The 17,749-nt window shown below is 51.7% G+C and carries 20 protein-coding genes and 5 tRNA genes; 1 reads left to right on the forward strand and 24 read right to left on the reverse strand.

Annotation, left to right across the window (positions count from 1 at the left end; genetic code table 11):
- Positions 1-22: 22 nt before the first annotated feature.
- From DWY89_RS13280 to DWY89_RS13300, 5 genes are all read right to left on the reverse strand, one after another.
- Positions 23-409, reverse strand: coding sequence for a SpoIIIAC/SpoIIIAD family protein (locus DWY89_RS13280; protein ID WP_118524755.1), 387 nt, complete (start codon positions 407-409; stop codon positions 23-25).
- Between the two features lie 172 nt (positions 410-581).
- Entirely contained in the window at positions 582-776 is a 195-nt protein-coding gene (gene spoIIIAC / locus DWY89_RS13285; protein ID WP_022359269.1) for a stage III sporulation protein AC, read from the reverse strand.
- Positions 777-789: 13 nt separating this feature from the next.
- A complete protein-coding gene (locus DWY89_RS13290) occupies positions 790-1,311 on the reverse strand; it encodes a stage III sporulation protein AB (RefSeq protein WP_118524091.1) in 522 nt (173 codons plus the stop codon).
- Positions 1,302-2,357: a stage III sporulation protein AA gene (locus DWY89_RS13295; RefSeq protein ID WP_118482583.1), complete on the reverse strand. Its 1,056-nt coding sequence runs from the start codon at positions 2,355-2,357 to the stop codon at positions 1,302-1,304. The genes DWY89_RS13290 and DWY89_RS13295 overlap by 10 nt, the downstream gene beginning before the upstream one ends.
- Positions 2,358-2,412: 55 nt before the next feature.
- Positions 2,413-3,798: an MATE family efflux transporter gene (locus tag DWY89_RS13300; RefSeq protein WP_117796871.1), complete on the reverse strand. Its 1,386-nt coding sequence runs from the start codon at positions 3,796-3,798 to the stop codon at positions 2,413-2,415.
- A 138-nt stretch (positions 3,799-3,936) separates the two neighbouring features.
- Between DWY89_RS13300 and DWY89_RS13305 the strand changes: the two genes are divergently transcribed.
- Positions 3,937-4,158: a hypothetical protein gene (locus DWY89_RS13305; RefSeq protein ID WP_107001315.1), complete on the forward strand. Its 222-nt coding sequence runs from the start codon at positions 3,937-3,939 to the stop codon at positions 4,156-4,158.
- A 27-nt stretch (positions 4,159-4,185) separates the two neighbouring features.
- Here the strand turns inward: DWY89_RS13305 and rlmH are convergent, their stop codons facing one another.
- The 19 genes from rlmH to DWY89_RS13400 all read right to left on the reverse strand — a co-directional run bounded on the left by rlmH (position 4,186) and on the right by DWY89_RS13400 (position 17,285).
- Entirely contained in the window at positions 4,186-4,665 is a 480-nt protein-coding gene (gene rlmH / locus DWY89_RS13310; RefSeq protein ID WP_118524089.1) for a 23S rRNA (pseudouridine(1915)-N(3))-methyltransferase RlmH, read from the reverse strand.
- Positions 4,662-5,690, reverse strand: a complete 1,029-nt coding sequence (locus DWY89_RS13315) for an alpha/beta hydrolase (RefSeq protein ID WP_107001314.1) — start codon at positions 5,688-5,690, stop codon at positions 4,662-4,664. The genes rlmH and DWY89_RS13315 overlap by 4 nt, the downstream gene beginning before the upstream one ends.
- An 83-nt stretch (positions 5,691-5,773) precedes the next feature.
- Entirely contained in the window at positions 5,774-7,750 is a 1,977-nt protein-coding gene (locus DWY89_RS13320; RefSeq protein WP_243022530.1) for a DUF6320 domain-containing protein, read from the reverse strand.
- A gap of 91 nt (positions 7,751-7,841) precedes the next feature.
- Positions 7,842-8,543 (reverse strand): response regulator transcription factor, encoded by a 702-nt coding sequence (locus DWY89_RS13325; protein ID WP_022359279.1) that lies wholly within the window; start codon positions 8,541-8,543, stop codon positions 7,842-7,844.
- A 31-nt stretch (positions 8,544-8,574) separates the two neighbouring features.
- Positions 8,575-9,354, reverse strand: coding sequence for a helix-hairpin-helix domain-containing protein (locus tag DWY89_RS13330; protein WP_118524088.1), 780 nt, complete (start codon positions 9,352-9,354; stop codon positions 8,575-8,577).
- An 85-nt stretch (positions 9,355-9,439) separates the two neighbouring features.
- Positions 9,440-9,871: a DMT family transporter gene (locus DWY89_RS13335; protein ID WP_022359281.1), complete on the reverse strand. Its 432-nt coding sequence runs from the start codon at positions 9,869-9,871 to the stop codon at positions 9,440-9,442.
- 109 nt (positions 9,872-9,980) lie between these two features.
- A complete protein-coding gene (locus DWY89_RS13340) occupies positions 9,981-10,754 on the reverse strand; it encodes an SIMPL domain-containing protein (RefSeq protein ID WP_243022837.1) in 774 nt (257 codons plus the stop codon).
- A 154-nt stretch (positions 10,755-10,908) separates the two neighbouring features.
- Positions 10,909-11,763: a bifunctional 5,10-methylenetetrahydrofolate dehydrogenase/5,10-methenyltetrahydrofolate cyclohydrolase gene (locus tag DWY89_RS13345; protein ID WP_118524086.1), complete on the reverse strand. Its 855-nt coding sequence runs from the start codon at positions 11,761-11,763 to the stop codon at positions 10,909-10,911.
- Positions 11,764-11,835: 72 nt separating this feature from the next.
- Positions 11,836-12,168 carry an AzlD domain-containing protein gene (locus DWY89_RS13350; protein ID WP_118524759.1) on the reverse strand — a complete coding sequence of 111 codons (333 nt, stop codon included), beginning with the start codon at positions 12,166-12,168 and terminating at the stop codon, positions 11,836-11,838.
- A gap of 41 nt (positions 12,169-12,209) precedes the next feature.
- The gene (locus DWY89_RS13355; RefSeq protein WP_117796867.1) at positions 12,210-12,956 is read right to left on the reverse strand and encodes an AzlC family ABC transporter permease; all 747 of its coding nucleotides are present in this window, start codon (positions 12,954-12,956) and stop codon (positions 12,210-12,212) included.
- Between the two features lie 34 nt (positions 12,957-12,990).
- Positions 12,991-13,299: a hypothetical protein gene (locus DWY89_RS13360; RefSeq protein WP_107001309.1), complete on the reverse strand. Its 309-nt coding sequence runs from the start codon at positions 13,297-13,299 to the stop codon at positions 12,991-12,993.
- 5 nt (positions 13,300-13,304) lie between these two features.
- On the reverse strand, positions 13,305-15,017 hold the full coding sequence (gene recJ / locus DWY89_RS13365) for a single-stranded-DNA-specific exonuclease RecJ (protein ID WP_118492520.1): 1,713 nt from the start codon (positions 15,015-15,017) through the stop codon (positions 13,305-13,307).
- A gap of 36 nt (positions 15,018-15,053) precedes the next feature.
- Positions 15,054-15,641, reverse strand: a complete 588-nt coding sequence (locus tag DWY89_RS13370; RefSeq protein ID WP_107001307.1) for a M48 family metallopeptidase — start codon at positions 15,639-15,641, stop codon at positions 15,054-15,056.
- Positions 15,595-16,020, reverse strand: coding sequence for a hypothetical protein (locus DWY89_RS13375; protein ID WP_022358685.1), 426 nt, complete (start codon positions 16,018-16,020; stop codon positions 15,595-15,597). The genes DWY89_RS13370 and DWY89_RS13375 overlap by 47 nt, the downstream gene beginning before the upstream one ends.
- A 620-nt stretch (positions 16,021-16,640) precedes the next feature.
- Positions 16,641-16,714, reverse strand: a tRNA-Arg gene (locus tag DWY89_RS13380).
- A gap of 156 nt (positions 16,715-16,870) precedes the next feature.
- Positions 16,871-16,943: transfer RNA gene (locus DWY89_RS13385), tRNA-Val, on the reverse strand.
- A 61-nt stretch (positions 16,944-17,004) separates the two neighbouring features.
- Positions 17,005-17,078, reverse strand: a tRNA-Asp gene (locus tag DWY89_RS13390).
- Between the two features lie 38 nt (positions 17,079-17,116).
- Positions 17,117-17,190: transfer RNA gene (locus tag DWY89_RS13395), tRNA-Ile, on the reverse strand.
- 22 nt (positions 17,191-17,212) lie between these two features.
- Positions 17,213-17,285 (reverse strand) — tRNA-Asn (locus DWY89_RS13400).
- Between the last annotated feature and the right edge of the window lie 464 nt (positions 17,286-17,749).

Genomic DNA, 17,749 nt, shown 5'->3' on the forward strand with positions numbered 1-17,749 from the left:
CTTTTCTGCACTTACCACTTCCCTACGCCAAAAACTGCTTCACCGTCTCCAACAATGCCAGCAGAATCGGCATACTGACCGCCAGAATGGACAGCTTCGCAAATATCTCAATCTGTGTTCCCAGCGAACCGTACCCGGCATTCTTGCAAATCCCGGAGGCAAATTCGGCAATATAAGTGATTCCCGCCATTTTCAAAAGCGCCGACAAATACACTGGACTGATCCCGATGCAGGATTCCATCGTCCGAAGTGTTTTCAGAATCACTTCCAGCTTTCCCGCCGCATAGAAAAAGAGACACAGCCCCGCCGCCATCACAATGTACGTCCCATACTCGCTGCCTTTTCCCTTGAGCTGGACTGCCAGAAGAACTGCCGTGATCCCAAGAACCGATACGGTTAAAATTGACATTTTTTACCGTCCTTCCCTGCAATGTACTCTCGGAGTCTTTCCTGCACTCGCTTTTGCGGCTGATTTTTCGCCAGCTGCACCCGAATTTCATCAACATACGCCTCAGAAATTTGGGCTCAACTGACAAAAAATCATCTCACAAAATCAAGCACAGAAGGATTCCGAGAGTACATTACAACGCAAACAATTCCTTCATCGTCTCAAACAACTGATAAATATACGGCACCATCCAGAACAGTACCAAAAGAAGACCCGCAAGACTTGTGAGAAATGCCTGTTCCTCCCGCCCGCTGTGTTTGAGAATCTGGCAGAGGACAGAAACCAGGATACCGACTGCCGCAATCCGAAATATTAGATTAACTCCCATTTTCTTCCCCCACTTACATCAACACCACTGCCAGAAACAGCCCGCCTAGTATCCCAAGCCCCCAGCACAGCCGTTTCTTCTCCGGCTCTTCCCGCCGCAGCTGCTCAATCGCCCGTTCCAATTCTTCCAGATACAGTGCCAGCGTCTTTTGCTGCATTTCCAGATCGAGATACCCGATGCTGTTTCCAAACCGGCACATCAGCTCCCATTCCTCTGTTCCTAACATCGGACGAATCCCCTGCTCTTCCAGAACCGCTTCCCAGATACGCCCAAACGGACACTCTGGATTCGCTTCCAGCCGCTCTCCTGCCACCAAAAATAGTTTCCCCGCTTTTCCATCCCCGCGTGCCCCCGCCCGGCACAGTGCCAGAGGAAGAACTGCCTGTGTATACCCAATCTCTCCCTGCAGTCCCGCGGCAATCCGTTTTACTTCCTCCAAAAAACGCCTCCGGCCAATCAGGCGCAATGCCTCACCCCCGCCAATCCCCGCACACGATACACATACAAGGCAGATTCCAAGCAATTTTATCCACATATGAGCTCCTCGCCAGCTGCATCATATACCGCCTCCACCGTTCCCGGTCCGCGTCTATTTCCCAGCACCACATACCGCTCAAACCGTTTTTCTTGCAAAAAAGAGGACAAGCCCGGTTTTTCCCGGATGTCCTCCATCGAATTTCCATGTACGGTTGCCAGAATCCTGCAGCCACAGTTCATCACATAGCGAAGCGCCTCCAAATCATTCTCACCGCCGATCTCGTCCACCGCGACCACCTCCGGTGCCATCGAGCGGATCAGCATCATCATTCCCTCCGCCTTGGGGCAGGCATCCAGCACATCTGTCCGGCAGCCAACATCGTTTTGCGGGATTCCCTGATAACAGGCGGCAATCTCCGAACGCTCATCCACCACCCCGACCGTCTGCGCCCTCACTTTTCCACCATGCTGCTTCCTCATCTCCACCATTTTTCCAGCTTTATTTTCATGTCCTGCACCTGCCTTAGGCCGTTCAAAGCTCCCCGTCAAAGCAGAGCCCCTATCCTTTCCCTCTTCTCCATCCGACACCATCCGGATCAGATCCCGCAGAAGTGTTGTTTTTCCGCATCTCGGCGGCGCAATCAGAAGCGTATTCCGGATACTTCCCGTCCCTGGATCCGTCAAAATCGACCGTATTTTTGCTGCACATCCTATCATCTGATGCGAAAAACGGACATTTAAAAAGGTTATCGGATGAATCGCCTTTATATGTCCGTTTTCCAGTATCGTCCTTCCAGCCACGCCAATCCGGTGTCCGCCCTGCACGGTCAGAAACCCCTGCCGGATTTCCTCCCCGTAAGCATAGAGGGAAGAACGAGCCGCGCATTGCAGCGTCTCGTCCACATCCTCCCGGCTGACCCGGAATCCACTTCCGGCTGTGTACTCTTTATTTTTATATATGTAATACAGCGGCGCGCTAACCCGCAGCCGTACCTCTTCCATTCCATCCGCCTCAAGCGGAAGCGCCAGAAGCTGCTCCCGGATATTCCGGGAGAAAAAATGAAACAGCGCCCTCACATCCTGCTTTGATTGTTCCTCCTTCATCAGCCCGTCCTCCTTACCTCAATATATGAAGGACTGGCTAAAATATACCATCCGCCTATGCATGCACGGACGCACTTTCCATCCGCCGCAGCCGTCTCACCTCCACGCCTGCCATCGCAAGAGCCACCACGCCCGCCACAAAATCCGCGATCGGTCCGGCATACATGATGCCGTCAATGCCGATAAACAGTGGCAGAATCACAATCAGCGGCAGCAAAAAGAGAATCTGGCGCGTCAGGGACAGGAAAATACCCTTTTTCGGTTTTCCAATCGCCGTAAACAGGTTCGACGCAATCGGCTGCACACAGTTTAAGAACGTGAAAAACAGGTAAATCCGGAAATATTTTTCCGCAAACTGGAAATACATCTCCGATCCTTCCCCGAACAGCCCGATGATCGGACGCGGAATCAACTGGAAACACGCAAAGGACACCGCCGACACCGCAAATCCCCACCTGAGCGCCAACCCATACACCTGCCGCACGCGCGCATAATTTTTCGCGCCATAATTGAAACTTGCGATCGGCTGCATGCCCTGCGAAAGACCGATGACGATCGAAAAAAACACCTGATTGACCTTCGTGATAATGCCGGCACACGCCAGCGGAATCGATTCCCCATAGTCCGAATGCGCACCGTAGTAGGTCAAGGATTTATTTAACACGATCTGCACCACCAGCATCGCAAGCTGGTTGAAAAATGCCGCTGCCCCCAATGAGGTAATCATGCTTACATATGTTCTCTGGGGTCGAAGATGCGCCGCTGTCAGCCGTCCGTTTTTGTAACGGCGCAGATACCGGATAATCAGGATTCCTGAAAAAATCTGTCCAATGATCGTCGCCAGCGCAGCACCCGCCATTCCCATATGTAATCCAAAAATAAACAGCGGATCGAGCACTGTATTGATCAGCGCCCCGGATAAATTGTAAAGCATCGCATTAAGCGGGCTTCCGTCCGCCCTCACCAGATGCCCGCCGCCGTTGGTCAGAATCAGAAATGGAAATCCCAGAGCCGTGATACCCGTATACGTTTTGGCATACGCCAGCACATTGTCCGGCGAACCGAAAAAGCGCAGCATCGGCGTCAGGCAAAAAAGCGCCACAGTCCCCAGAATCACACCGCTTCCAAACAGAAGCGTCGCCGCATTTCCAATATAAAATAACGCCTTTTCCCGATCGCCGCCTCCCAGCGTCAGGTTAAAGGACGCCGCACCGCCGATTCCAAACAGAAGCGCCAGCGCCACACAGGAGATCGTCAACGGAAACGCCACGTTCGTCGCTGCATTCCCCAGCTCCCCCACGCTTCTTCCGATAAAAAACTGATCGACGATATTATAAAGGGCGCCTACCAGCATCGCGATAATACTTGGCACCGCAAACTGCCGCAAAAGCCCGCCGATCGGCTCCGTGCCTAGTATATTTTTCTTCTGTACCTGTTCCATGAATCTTGATTCTCCTGTCTACGTTACTGCGAACAATTATCAGTCTACCTCTCGTTACTGATAATTTTTCCTCTTTACATGCCTTCCCCGCGCATGATACACTACCATCAGTTATTAAAACGGAAAGGACTTAATCACATGAATCTTTCATCCTTACTGCAATTTCGGGACGAGTGGGCGCGTTTCAAAGCCCGCCACCCTAAATTTTCCCCTTTTCTGAAAGCCGCCTACACCCGCGCGCTGCGCGAGGACAGCGTCATTTCCCTAAAAGTGACCGCCCCGGACGGAACCGAGGTGGCATCTAACTTAAAGGTCAAAAAAGAGGATCTCGAACTGCTCTCGCGCATTATGAATAGCTAATTTTTAATCACCCATCATGCATTATGTCTACTTATGATACGGTTCTCCTTTTATAATCCGGAAACTCCGGTAAATCTGTTCCAGCAAAATCACGCGCATCAGCTGGTGTGGGAAAGTCAGGCGCGAAAAGCTGATCTTCGTGTCCGCACGGTTTAACACAGCCTGCGACAGCCCCAGCGAACCACCGATGATAAACTGCAGATGGCTCTCACCTCGCACGCCCAGGTCTTCCATCCACGCCGCCATCTCCTCCGAGGAACGCTGCTTTCCATCGATCGCAAGCGCAATCACATACGCGTCCTCCTTGATATGCGCCAGAATCCGCTCGCCTTCCTTGTCGCGGATCTGCGTTTCCTGCAGCTCACTCGCCTTATCCGGCGTTTTTTCATCCGCCACCTGCACGATCTCCAGACGGCAGTAACGCCCCAGCCGCTTGCTGTACTCCGCGATCGCCGCCTCCAGATATTTTTCCTTAATTTTTCCTACTGTCACTAACGTAATCTTCACTTTTTAAGCTCCCGTTTTAAAAATGCCAACAGATTCAGCCGCGCCCGGTCTTCCGTCTCTTTGCGTCTCGTTTTTACCTTTTTCACGACCGTTCCCTCCGGCTCCCGATGAATCCGGTAGATGATCCGTAGATATTCCGCGACCTCTTCCCATGCCTCGCGGCTCTCCGGAATCAGGTCGAGTCCCATCTGAAATACATGGAACATCCCGTCATAGACCGAGCAGCGCACCTTGACGCCCTCGGCGCGCGCCTTTTTCGCTGCCGCCCTCGTATCATCTAAAAGCACCTCATACGCGCCCACCTGCATCAGCATCGGCGGAAATCCTTCAAAATCTCCAAACAGCGGCGACAGATACGGATTTTTCGGATTGGCATTCCCGATGTAGCTGCACTGGTACAACATATTTTCCTTCGAATTACCAAACAGTGGATCGATCGTATAATTTTCCTCATACGATGCCCCGCTCAGACTTACATCCGTCCACGGCGACATCGTGATAATGCCCGCAGGAAGCGGCAGCCCGTGATCTTTCGCATACAGACAGAGCGCCAGCGCCAGGCCGCCGCCCGCCGAATCCCCGGCTACCACGATCTGGGACGGCTGGTATTTCTTCTCTTCCAGAAGCCATCGGTACGCGTACACCGCATCCTCCAGCGCCGCCGGATACGGATGCTCCGGCGCCACCCGGTAGTCCGGCGTCAGAACATCCGCGCCGAAGCTGATCTGCGAATACTTAACCGCAAACCGCCGGTAAATATTTTTCATCGGACCGATATACCCGCCGCCGTGCAGCTGCAAAATGACGCGCCCCGTCACCGCCTGCTTCGGCTTTAAATATTCCATCACAAACTGTTCTGTTTTTACCAGCTCATAAATATATTCCGCCGGACATCTCCACGCCGGTTCGACCGGATTTTTCCGGAATTCGCCGGTCTGGATCGGCTTCTTTAACGATGTCTCCATCACGTCACTCATCATATCACGCGTCAGATTGCCTATCATGCTGACTGTTTTCCGACTCATGCTTCTTCCCTTTCTTTCATCCAAATTTTCAATCTTCGTATTTTTATAGATCGTTCCTTTACTGTGACCGATTTTCCTGCCATCTACACATGAAACCGCCTCTTCAATTCCCGCTTCACACTCCGGTCGCCCAGAATCACCGTCGCCGCCAGCGCTGCCACCGACACACCTGCTGCCAGCACCGTCAGACGCGGATGATGCGTCCACCCGATTTTCCAGAAAATCAACGGCACAAAGCTCAGAAATGTAATTGTGATCTGATACATAAAATAGCTCTGCCAGTTCATCCGGTTGACTAGCATCATCAGAAGAACCGCCGCCACCTCAAACAGTGCGACGCATGGGATCGCGTAGTCCACCGACCACCCCCGAAGCCCTGTAAGCGCGTCAATCAGAAGCAAAATTGCCTGAATTCCCAGGGACTGCCGCACCAGCGTTCCTGCCAAGCTCGCATGCCTCATGACCGAAAACCGCAGCGTCATCGCCACATACGCCGCCGCGCCCGCCGTCAGAAGCGACCATTTAAACGGAATCCGATGATAAGTCGCCAGATTCGTAAGCCCCGCCAGAAGCGATACGAGCACCAATGACACATAAAATCCCCGCACCGCACGGCGCACGCGCTCTCGATCCTGGGCAATCACTGGATAACGTCCTTTATCATGCTTCGTATCCGTGATTCCATTGCTCTCTCGCTCTACCCGGATGCCCTTTTCCTCCAAAAAGTGAAAGAAAAACTCCGGAAGCCGGTTCTCTGCCATCGCGCTCGTAAACGACAGGCATAATTTCCCGTCATACGCCACCGCCCCGCATTTCATCCGCTGCTTCGGCGATGCGCCGACAAGAAGCTGAAAGCCCTCGATCGAATCTTTCAGTTCCTCCCGAACCTGCGCCGGTCCGATGTTGGAAAATGTCATCGTGTGGGCGCGGCTGGTGTGCAGAAAAATCAACTGCATCGCCAGATGTTTGACAAATAGCGGGATCGCCCGCACATACCATTTTTTCTCATTCGACACATTGTAGGAGATCGTCTCCTCCAGCCGCTCCTTCACGATCTGCTCATCCATCTGGCGGCTCACAGACGCAATCACTTCTTCCAATGCCTCCGGTGCCTTTCCCGCCGCCCACGAAATATTCACGACAGCAAAGAAGTTTGCCAGCGTCTCCGACTCAAAAAAACTCCGTAGGTTCACCGGAAGATTGAGCGCCACCGGACGTTTCAGCGTTTTCCCATCCGTCTCCGTCTGGATGATCGCCCAGAGAAGCACCGCCGCCAGATATTTGGTGATGCTGACCCCCACCTTCCTGCATTCCGTCTTCAGTGCCGACACCTCAATCGTCCCCTGCAGCACTGCCATCTGATCAAATGGGAGAAATTCCCCCTGAATCGCAATCGCCGGTCTGCTGTTATAATGCCGATGCGGCAGTTTCCGGTAATGTCGCAGATAATCGTCCTCCCGGAGCGGCGAAAACTCCCGCTCCTGCACCATAACCGGCAATTTTTTCACCAGTTCCAGATAATGTTCTGTAAGACGTGAAGCAAACCGCAGCGCCCCCAGTCCGTCCGTCAACCCGTGAAACACTTCAAAATTGATCCTGCATCCATAGTAGCTCACACGGAACGGGAACCGCGCGCCCCGGTGCGGATCAATGAAACGGCACGGTGCACTCTGTTCTTCTTCCACGCCCGGATTCCGGTTGTTCGTCTCAAAATAATACCAGAAAAATCCCTTCCGCAGCTTCACCCGGAAATTTTCAAACTCCGGAAGTGTCCGCACAAGCGCCCTTTGCAAAAGCTCCGGATCTACTTTTTCTTTCAGAACCGCCGAGATCCGGAATACACTGCTTAAATCCTCGCCCGACACCGCCGCAAAGAGCTTCGCCGTGTTATCCAGCCGCCTCCATGCGGCGCCCTGGATGCGGAGACGCTTTTTCTTTGGTTTTTCCTCTCGTTTCTTCTCCACTTTTTCTGAAACTATCTGTCCCGGCTCTTCCTGCTTCCCTGCAATTTCATCCTTCTGATCCTGTTTTTGGTTTTCCTCGTTCATTCTCTGCCCCATCTGCCTTTGCCACCTAAAGAAAAAGAGCAGCTGCCGGGATACACACTCCCCTGCAGCGCCCCTTTCATCCTCTTCTGAGTTCTTTTCTACATTACCGAATCCGGAAGTAGTACCCCACGCCCCATTTCGTATGTACATATTTCGGATCACTCGGACTCGGCTCGATCTTCTCGCGCAGCCGCCGCACATGAACGTCTACGGTGCGAACATCGCCGCCCGCCGCCGCCCGGTTGCCCCAGACAAAGCGCAGCAGCTCCTCGCGGCTGTAAACCTTGCCCGGATTGCACACCAGGAGCTCCAGAAGGTCAAATTCCTTCGCGGTCAGATTGATCTCGCGGGAAGCGATAAAGACCCGGCGGCTGTCCGAATCCAGCGTCAGATCGCCCGCCTCGATGACTTTCTTTGTCTGCTGCGGCTCCTGTCTCGATTTCTTGGAATTGCGGCGCAGGATCGCCTTGATGCGCGCCTTTACTTCCAAAATGTTAAATGGCTTCGTGATATAATCATCGGCGCCGTATTCCAGCCCCAGAATCTTATCCATATCGTCGCCTTTTGCGGTCAGCATAATGATCGGCATCTCGGAGAACTCCCGGATTGCCTGGCAGACTTCAAATCCGTTCAGCTTCGGCAGCATCACATCCAGAAGAACCATATCATACTCCGTCTCCTTTGCCATCTGAAGCGCTTCCTCCCCGTCATAGGCGCAGGCAACTTCAAATCCATCCTGTTCCAGACTGAAACGGATTCCTTTTACTATTAATTTTTCATCATCTACCACTAATACCTTCGCCATTCTCCACCTCAACCACTATGCTTCTATCTCTCTATACTGTAATCTTATCTTTTATCTTCTGAAATGCCGCGTTCTTGATGCCAGGCACCTTCATAATATCCTCAATCGTCCGGAAACCGCCCTTCTGCTCCCGGTAAGAAAGAATCGCTTCCGCCCGCGCCGCGCCGATACCATTTAAAGTCATCAACTCTTCTTTGGAAGCTGTGTTTAAATTAATCAATGCTGCACTGCTTCCGGATTTCTGCGAAGCTGACTCGCTGCCATTCCCAGCAGCGCCTCCGGCTCCCAGAAGCCCGGAGACATCCTTCCCTGTTTCCTGATATTTCCGAATCTCTTCCCGGCTCGGAATCCGAAGCTGCTGTCCATCCTCGATCGCCTGCGCCAGATTTACAGATTCCTGCGCCGCCTCCGACGTCATCCCGCCCGCCTTTTCAACCGCCTCATACATACGGCTGCCCGCCGGAAGCTCATAGACGCCCGGTGCGGCTACCTCGCCGCAGACGTGGATATATAGGATTCTCGGTTCCGGCGTTTCGGGATTTTCTTTTGATTGCTCCTCAGGCGCAGCGTTCTCTGCTGCTTCATTATCCCCATCCACTGCCCCGCCGTTTGACCGTTTTGCTGGACGTTCGGAGCTTTCCTGCGAATCATCCACTTCTTTTGAAAAACTATTCTGCGTCCCCAGCACCACCGTCTGCTTCTCTCGCCGGCTCTGCACACCAAAACACAAAACAGCCGCCAAAAATACCACGCCGACTGCCCCTGTTCGCATCCATCGTTTCCGATTTACTGTTTGATTTGTCTGTTTCATCTTCTGCACCCCTCTTTTTCCGAGGCGCGTTTTGTCCGTAATTCTATTCTAACCAAAACCCCCTTTAAACACAAGCAGAAAATTTTTATTCCCATCTGAAAATCACAATCCCCGCAATCGCAACCGCCGCCCCGATCGCCTTGCGCCACTCAAATCCCGCTTTCTCCACACCGAACCAGCCAAACACCTCAATCAGGTACGCCACCAGGATCTGCGCCACGACGATCAGAAGCGCTGATTTTGCCGGTCCCAGCGCGTCAAAGCTCTTGATGACCGTGTACGTGATAAATGCCCCGATCACGCCGCCGGTCAGCATATACCGCGGTTCGATCTGCCAAAGCTCCGATACCGCGCCGCGCCCCGTAAAAAGCCACATCAGCAGGCAAACCACAAATGCACTTATCTGCACCCAGCCAGCCGATACCCACATGCTGGTCTGCTTCATCACGGCAGAATTAAACACGCCCTGTATACTCATGAGTGCGCCGGAAACCAGCGCGGTTATCATTCCCCACATAAAAAATAAACCTCCGCATTCTGTTCTACATTCTCATGAAACAGCAGCCGTTTCCGACCATTCATTTCACACTGTTAGTATCCCAGATATGCGAAGGTTTATACAATTTTTACTGAATCGAAAAGGTAGCCGAAACCTCTGCCTCAACATCCACCTGACCCGGCATCAGGTTTCTGCCTGCACCCGCATCTTCCATCGCCATTTCCTTCATCGCCATGCCGCTGCTGTAAGAAGTGTCATAATAGCGCGCCTGCTGCCCGCTGCTGTACTCCTGCACATTCGTCATCGTTCCCAGCTTGCAGCCGCCTGCCTCCGCCATCGCTTCGGCTTTCACGCGCGCCGACTCAATGGCTTTTTTGAGCGCTTCCTGATAAATCTCATCAAAATTGCTGCACTGGTACTGGACCGAATCGATCGAATTGATACCCGCATTGACCGAATCGCTGATGATCGCCCCTGCATCCTCAATCGCAACGTCCGATACAACCACCTCCGTCGTCATCTCATAACCAGTGATCTTCTTGCCATTGTCCCAGTCATAGATCGGATTCAGCCCCAGACCGCTCGTCTGCACCGAGGTATCTGCAATTCCCTTTTCCTTCAAAAGCGCCAGAACCGCATCCAAATCCGTCTGATTCTCCGACTGGCAGGTGCTCGCATCCGCCGCCTGTGAATAGACACTGTAGGTAATTTCCGCAATATCCGGCTCCGCCTTGATTTTCTCCTGGCTCGTCACCGTAATCCCCGTATTTTCCGCCGACTGCACCGTCACCGATGCCGGTGCGGACGTACAACCTGCCAGACCTGCCGCCGACGTCATTGTCATCGTGCCTGCTGCCAGCAGAACTGCCATCCTGTTTCGCATCATCCCCATTTTTCTCATAAAAAATTCCTCCCGTTTTTCTGTTTCATCCGTGAGTTCCACCCCACAATGGGTTCAGACCTTCCGGAACAACTGCTGGTACACTGTCATTCTTACTATAGTTATACCTGAAAACGAGAGGAAATGTATTGCTTTTCTCTTAACTTTCTTTCGCTTATTTATTACTATTTTTTTCCTGTTTCATCCGTGCTGCGCGCACCAGATGCTGTGCCAGAACCGCCGTCGTCACGCCGCCGACACCGCCCGGAACCGGGGTTGCCGCCGAAGCACTTCCTTCCAGATCGGCAAAATCCACATCGCCGCAGAGTTTTCCATTTTCATCTACATTGATCCCAACGTCAATGACAACCGCATCCTTTTTTACATAAGTGTGGTTAATCATCGCTGCTTTTCCCACGCAGGCAGTCAGAATATCCGCCTCCCGGCATACCTCCGGCAGGTTGGCGGTTCTCGAGTGGCAGATGGTCACGGTCGCATTTTCATGCAGAAGCAGCATCGAAAGCGGGCGTCCCACAACCATGCTTCTTCCTACGACTGCCACCCGTTTGCCAGAAAGCGCGATATCGTTCATTTTCAGCATGCATACCACTGCCTCCGCCGTACACGGCGCAAAACCGCTCGTATCGCCGCTGAACACCTTTGCGATATTGACTGGGGAAATACCGTCCAGATCCTTCGCCGGATCGATCATTTTTTCAATATCCTGCTCGTTGATCTGTTTTGGAAGCGGGCGCAGCATTAAAATACCGTCCACCGACGCATCCGCATTGATCGCCGCAAACTCCCTCTTAAATGCCTCGTCCGAGATATCTCCCGGAAATACCTTCGATTCCACCTCAAGCCCGAACGATGTCAGCTTCTTCGTCGCGCCTTTCTCATAGGAAATATCATCCGGATTCTCGCCCACCCGGATAATCGTCAGTTTCGGCACCCATGTCAGGGTTTCCAGCCCTTTTTCCACCTGCTCTTTCAGCTTTGCCGAAACAGCGGCTCCCTTCATTGTAATCATCTTGTCTGCACCTTTCGTTTTTATTTATGATGAATTTCCCGCGCTTTCGCGCATATTCATTTTAAATTTTTCTTAAAATGAAAGCGACGCCAAAAGACCGGCTCCGCCTGCCATCTCAAGCAGGTAAACCGTCACAATCGCCGCGATCGCCACTACCACCAGGCTCTTTCCCTTATATCCCAAAATCACCGCTACGATCGTTCCTCCGACCGCCGAATAGAGATGTCCTGTGGAGGTAAATACATCCGGAAATGTCAATGCTCCCAGCACTGCATACGGCGTATAATCTAAGAAAGCTCGGATAAACTTCGAACGGATCTGTTTCCGGAAAATCGTAACCGGAAGAACACGTGGAATATATGTAACCAGTGCCATCAAAAGGACACAGGTCAGCACGTATTTCATATCGAGTGTTCCGGCTGCTCCTGCTGCCTCTGCTGTATTCATCATTCTGCCCCCTCTTTCTGACTCTCGTCCTGACCGGCTTCTTTACCGTCCGGATCATGCGGGAATTTCCATGCACCGAACGCCGATGCCGCGATCGTAACCAGAATCACCCGGAAACCGGAGGAAATACCGGCAAAAACCGGAACATATTTTAAAATGCACACCATCACAACTGCCAGAATGATGACGCAGCACACCGACCGCGATTTGCGTGCCGCCGGCAGAATCAGTGCAATAAACATCGCGTACAGGGCAATTCCCATCGCATTCTGCAGCGCCTGCGGCAGAACCGCCGAGATCGCGCCTCCCAGCCAGGTTCCAAGATTCCACCCCAGAATCGGCATCGTGATAAGTCCCAGCATATACGACGCTTTCAAAATGCCCGGATGCAGGGAACTGACGACAAACGTCTCATCCGTGATGCCGAATGCCAGTGCCAGGCGCGCCCCGGTTCCCGTCTTTTCATCGAGCTTCTGGGACAGGGACAGTGACATCAGCATATAGCGCAGGTTGATGACAAACGTCGTCAATGCCACCTCAAAGTACCCAGCCCCCGCCAGAATCAGGTTTGTCCCTGCGAACTGTCCGGCGCTCGTTAAGTTCGTCAGCGATATAAAAACTGCTACCCAGACCGGCAGACCGCCCGACACCGCCAGGAAGCCAAACGTAAAGGAGACCGGCAGATACCCCAGTCCAATGGGGATACCGCTCTTTAGCCCCTCATAAAATGTCTTTTTCCAACTCATTCTACTTTTTCACTCTTTCTGTTCACGCAACCGTCTATTTTTCAGGCTTCACATACCGCGCATGCTGCCCGTTCAGCCACTCTACCCCGCTCACAATTCCTTCTTCCGAAAATGGAAATTCCTCGCGGGTCTTCTCCTCTTCCGGCGTTGCGTCGTATCCATATGGTTCCGGCCACGATGTCACAGTCAGGACTGTCTCCTCGACCGTCTCGCCATCTGCGCCGTCTTCTTTCGGTACTTCGCGCTTTGTCATCTCCATCCGGTAGCGCATCCCGGTATCACTTCCGGTAAATTTTTCTTTTTTCAGGAAATTGACCGGCATCACATCTTTTCTCGTTATCATGCCATTTACCCCCGGAATTTATAACGGCGGATCACCGCCTGCAGCGTTTTTCTTCCATTGTACTCATTGATGTCCGGATAATACACGACGTCGATCTCCCGCCGTCCGGCGCGCTCTTCCTCAAACGCCGTTCCGTCACCGAAATATAGCGCCTCGATCGCGTGTCCGTCTGTCTCTTCCAACGTCATTTTTACGACATTCCGGTTGCGCCCCAGTACGCGGCTCGCCCGGATGCGGAGTGATTTCTCTGCAAACAGCGGCTTTTCGTTGCCCTGTCCAAACGGTTCGAGACAGGAAAGCTCCCTCACAAGGCGTTCTGTCACATATCCCACCGGCATCGGCACATCGATCCAGACTTTCGCTTTAAAATCTTCCTCCGTCAGCCCCGCATTTTCATTCAGTCTGCGCCGGAACTCGTCAATGTTCTTCTCTTCCAGCGAAAGCCCGGCTGCCAGCGGATGCCCGCCAAATTTGAGCAGCAGATCGCTGACCTCTGTCAGCTTTTTAAACATATGGTACTCGTCGATGGAACGTCCCGAGCCTTTGACCGCCTCCTCGCCGCGCGTCAGCACGATCGCCGGCTTCTGATAATATTCCCTCAGGCGCCCTGCAATAATGCCCGCCAGCGATTCATGGCATTCCGGCAGAAAGACCACCAGCACCTTGTCCTTCTGGTACCAGCTCTCTACCTGCAGCTTCGCCGCCTCAGTCCCCTGCTCAGTCATATCCTTGCGGGTATCATTTAATTCCTTAAGTTCCTCTGCCAGGCGTTCTGCCTCTTCCTCACTCTGCGCCCGCAGAAGCGCCAGCGCTTCCTTTGCCGTTTTTAATCGTCCGCCCGCATTCAGGCACGGTCCAATGACAAATCCGATATGGTATGCTGTGATCGCCCCCAGATCAAGATTATTTTTCTCCGCCAGTCTGCGAAGCCCTAGATTTTTGGTCTGCGCCATCTTTTTAAGACCGTATTTTACCAGAATCCGGTTCTCATCCTGCAGCTTCATCACATCACCGACCGTCGCAATCGCGGCAAATTCAAGCAAATCCAGCCATTCCATCTGCGGCACGCCCCGGCGGGCATATAAAACCTGCACCAGCTTGTACGCCACCACTGCGCCGCAGATCTCCGGAAATGGGTACGGACAGTCTGCCTGTTTCGGATCGATCACCGCATCCGCCGGGGGAATCTTCTCTTTTTCCCCATCTAAGGGCACCTCATGATGATCCGTGATGACAACCGTCATGCCATATTTCTTCGCCAGCTCCACCTGATGGAACGCGGAAATACCATTGTCACAAGTCAGAATCACCTCCACGCCGTCCGCGTGCGCCTGTTCGATGATCGATTCATTGATTCCGTAGCCATCCTTGATGCGATCCGGTATCTCAAAATCTACATCACTGCCCAGCCGTTCAAATGCCTGCAATAATATGTACGTCGAACAGACGCCGTCAATATCATAATCACCGACGATCCGTATCTTCTTTCCAGTATCCACAGCCTCGCACAGGATGGAAACGGCACGCTCCATATCTTTTAACAGCATCGGATCATACAGATCATCCAGCGTGCCATTTAAATAGCGGTCGATCGCCGCCTCTCCTTCGATCCCACGGTTCCGGATAATACGCGCCGTAACCGGATCGATCCGAAACCGCGCCCCGATCTGCTTAAAATCTGCTTTCTTGGTCTGAAGCATCCAGACTTCTTCTGCCATTTTGTTCCTCCTATTATCTATGTCTGTGCTTCTTTTCTATATCACATACTCCCTAAGCCGCCTGCGCCGTTCCCGCCAGTCCGGCAGTATATTCTCCACCTGCGTCCAGAAACGCGCGGAATGGTTCATTTCCAGCCGGTGTGCCAGCTCATGGACAATCACATAATTCATCAGATCCTCCGGCAAAAGTGCCAGCCGCCAGTTAAAATTTAGGTTTCCAGCTGCGCTGCAGCTTCCCCAACGCGTTTTCTGGTTCCGGATTGTGATTTTTCCATAGGTTACGCCCATGCACGCCGCATATAAAGCAACCCGGTGCATGAGCACCGGGCGCAGCTTTTCTGTGAAATTTCGGATTTCTTCCGCTCCATATGTTTTCCGGTTCCTCTGGCGTTCCACCGCTTCTTTATAATGGACTTCTATCCAGTCGCGGTGCTCCTCGGCAAACCGCATCGCAGCCTGCACCGAAGCCCTCCTCGGAATCCGAAGTACCAGGCGTCCTTCCGCCGTGATCTGGATGGCGATCGTCTTCCGGGAAGACCGAACCACCTCACACGGAATCAATCCTTCTTCCGGCTCATCAGATAACGGAGAATGCCATGGGTTTTGTATCCTCAAGTATTGCATACAATTTCCCGTCTCTTTCATCGATTGTGCGCGCCGCATCTTCCAGTGCGCGTTCCAGACGTTTTTCCAGTTCTTTCTTCTCATCATCCGCCGCTTCATCCCGGATTACTTCCAGGCAGTAATCATCTGCCAGGCGGGCAGCCAGCATCTGTACCAGACCATCCAATGTCTTCTCCGGTGTCTCCAGAATTTTCTTAAACTCCGGATCCTCTGGCTGTTCTTCTGTATCCATCTCATACGGATCCCGCTCGTTCATCTCAATCACATTCATCCATTCCGGTTTTTCATCGGCATTGGTAAAATTCATCTGACCGACCAGGCAGTCGTAAATCTCTGCCTCGCTCGATATCTGCTTCATATCTAACTGAACTAACTGCATCTCTTCTCCTTTCCGCTGTGTCAGAATCCGTGATGCATCTCCCAGCTTCTTCCCAGCCTTTCTATTTTATTCTGCCCACTTAAAACCTACGCGTTCAGCAGCGCCACCGCTGCAAAAAACGGCACCAGCCATTTCGCGACAGAACCAATTTTTATCAGATATTCTGTTTTCATAATTCCTCCACGCGGTCTTTCATAGAAACCGCAAAGCTATCTGCCTTGATAGGGACAGCCCTATTATTATATCGGTCATGCGGTAAAAAGTCAATTCCGGGCTGTCGTAAACGGAATAAAGAATGTGCTCAGGGTTACGGTTCGCACACGTGTGCCCATCAACGGGATTTTGCCGATACTGCACATTCCAAATCGACAAAATCTGTTGCCAGAACTGTATCGTACGGAATTTTCAGTTCAGAAAATTCCTACCTGTGAACAATTGCTGCCTTGACACATTCTCGCGCCGAGCGCGTCACTTGCGACAACCTGCATCTTCGCGCGAGTGCACATCATTGGCACGTTAGTGCATTTTTGTGTAATAGGAAATTCCTTGGAATTCCCTATTATACAAAAAAAGCACCCTCAAAAGGATGCTTTTTGCTCTCTGACAACCAGAGAAATCGACGTGCGTGAGAAGATTCGAACTCCCGACACCTTGGTCCGTAGCCAAGTGCTCTATCCAGCTGAGCTACACACACATACTTTTTATTCTTAACGAACAAGTCATATTATACAACTCATTCTGAAGAATGTCAACTGTTTTTTAGATTTTTTTAAATTTCTTTTATTGTTGATTTATTTCAAATTATATCGATATATCAACCAAAAATTCTTCTTACTTTCCGACAATGAAATGGGGCCTACAGGGCTCGAACCTGTGACCCTCTGCTTGTAAGGCAGATGCTCTCCCAGCTGAGCTAAGACCCCATTACGATACTCTGTCCCTCAATCCGCTTACGCGAACCAATTTATAACAGTCGTATCAAAACGACCCGGATGGGGTTCGAACCCACGACCTCCGCCGTGACAGGGCGGCGCTCTAACCAGCTGAGCCACCGGGCCAAATATTAAATTATTTATTTACCTCATATTGGGTAGAGTGGACCTTCGGGGACTCGAACCCGGGACCGACCGGTTATGAGCCGGTTGCTCTAACCAACTGAGCTAAAGGTCCATAAAGTATATGGATCAAAAAACTCCCCGAGTAGGACTCGAACCTACGACAGCGCGGTTAACAGCCGCGTGCTCTACCGACTGAGCTATCGAGGAATATTGCTTTCCAACAACGTAGATAAGTATAACCGATTATATTTTAAATGTCAACTACTTTTTCAAAAAAATCGAAAAATCTATTCTTTTCATCGGATGTTACCGTCTTCTCGCTGCATGAGCAGCATGACGCATCCTTAAATTTCGGGTTCAGAACTCATATAATCTTGGCAAAAATAGAAAGAGATAGTCTTTCTGACGACGCAGAAACAGCACAGCACTCAAAAAGAGATGTGCAAAACACCAGATACCTCCGCGGCTATAAAAAGCAGAAAACAATGAGTTTTCTGTCAACGCATACGTGCGCATCATTGGCACGTTAGTGCCTTTTTGTGTAATAGGGACTTCCAAGGAATTTCCTATTACACAAAAAACCGTCATACATTTCTGTACAACGGTCTTCTTTATATACCTTCAAAACTGCACACTGAATTTCTTCTACTCTCTATCTTTCATCCTTCAGG

The organism is Clostridium sp. AF27-5AA (assembly GCF_003478415.1).
In the GTDB taxonomy this organism is placed as follows: Bacteria; Bacillota; Clostridia; order Lachnospirales; family Lachnospiraceae; genus Otoolea; species Otoolea fessa.

Bases quoted from the DNA above. Each gene is read 5' to 3' on its own strand.
- DWY89_RS13280 (WP_118524755.1), bottom strand. From the start codon at position 409: ATGTCAATTTTAACCGTATCGGTTCTTGGGATCACGGCAGTTCTTCTG.
- spoIIIAC (WP_022359269.1), bottom strand. From the start codon at position 776: ATGGGAGTTAATCTAATATTTCGGATTGCGGCAGTCGGTATCCTGGTT.
- DWY89_RS13290 (WP_118524091.1), bottom strand. From the start codon at position 1,311: ATGTGGATAAAATTGCTTGGAATCTGCCTTGTATGTGTATCGTGTGCG.
- DWY89_RS13295 (WP_118482583.1), bottom strand. From the start codon at position 2,357: ATGAAGGAGGAACAATCAAAGCAGGATGTGAGGGCGCTGTTTCATTTT.
- DWY89_RS13300 (WP_117796871.1), bottom strand. From the start codon at position 3,798: ATGGAACAGGTACAGAAGAAAAATATACTAGGCACGGAGCCGATCGGC.
- DWY89_RS13305 (WP_107001315.1), top strand. From the start codon at position 3,937: ATGAATCTTTCATCCTTACTGCAATTTCGGGACGAGTGGGCGCGTTTC.
- DWY89_RS13315 (WP_107001314.1), bottom strand. From the start codon at position 5,690: ATGAGTCGGAAAACAGTCAGCATGATAGGCAATCTGACGCGTGATATG.
- DWY89_RS13320 (WP_243022530.1), bottom strand. From the start codon at position 7,750: ATGGGGCAGAGAATGAACGAGGAAAACCAAAAACAGGATCAGAAGGAT.
- DWY89_RS13325 (WP_022359279.1), bottom strand. From the start codon at position 8,543: ATGGCGAAGGTATTAGTGGTAGATGATGAAAAATTAATAGTAAAAGGA.
- DWY89_RS13330 (WP_118524088.1), bottom strand. From the start codon at position 9,354: ATGAAACAGACAAATCAAACAGTAAATCGGAAACGATGGATGCGAACA.
- DWY89_RS13335 (WP_022359281.1), bottom strand. From the start codon at position 9,871: ATGTGGGGAATGATAACCGCGCTGGTTTCCGGCGCACTCATGAGTATA.
- DWY89_RS13340 (WP_243022837.1), bottom strand. From the start codon at position 10,754: ATGAGAAAAATGGGGATGATGCGAAACAGGATGGCAGTTCTGCTGGCA.
- DWY89_RS13345 (WP_118524086.1), bottom strand. From the start codon at position 11,763: ATGATTACAATGAAGGGAGCCGCTGTTTCGGCAAAGCTGAAAGAGCAG.
- DWY89_RS13350 (WP_118524759.1), bottom strand. From the start codon at position 12,168: ATGAAATACGTGCTGACCTGTGTCCTTTTGATGGCACTGGTTACATAT.
- DWY89_RS13355 (WP_117796867.1), bottom strand. From the start codon at position 12,956: ATGAGTTGGAAAAAGACATTTTATGAGGGGCTAAAGAGCGGTATCCCC.
- DWY89_RS13360 (WP_107001309.1), bottom strand. From the start codon at position 13,299: ATGATAACGAGAAAAGATGTGATGCCGGTCAATTTCCTGAAAAAAGAA.
- recJ (WP_118492520.1), bottom strand. From the start codon at position 15,017: ATGGCAGAAGAAGTCTGGATGCTTCAGACCAAGAAAGCAGATTTTAAG.
- DWY89_RS13370 (WP_107001307.1), bottom strand. From the start codon at position 15,641: ATGCAATACTTGAGGATACAAAACCCATGGCATTCTCCGTTATCTGAT.
- DWY89_RS13375 (WP_022358685.1), bottom strand. From the start codon at position 16,020: ATGCAGTTAGTTCAGTTAGATATGAAGCAGATATCGAGCGAGGCAGAG.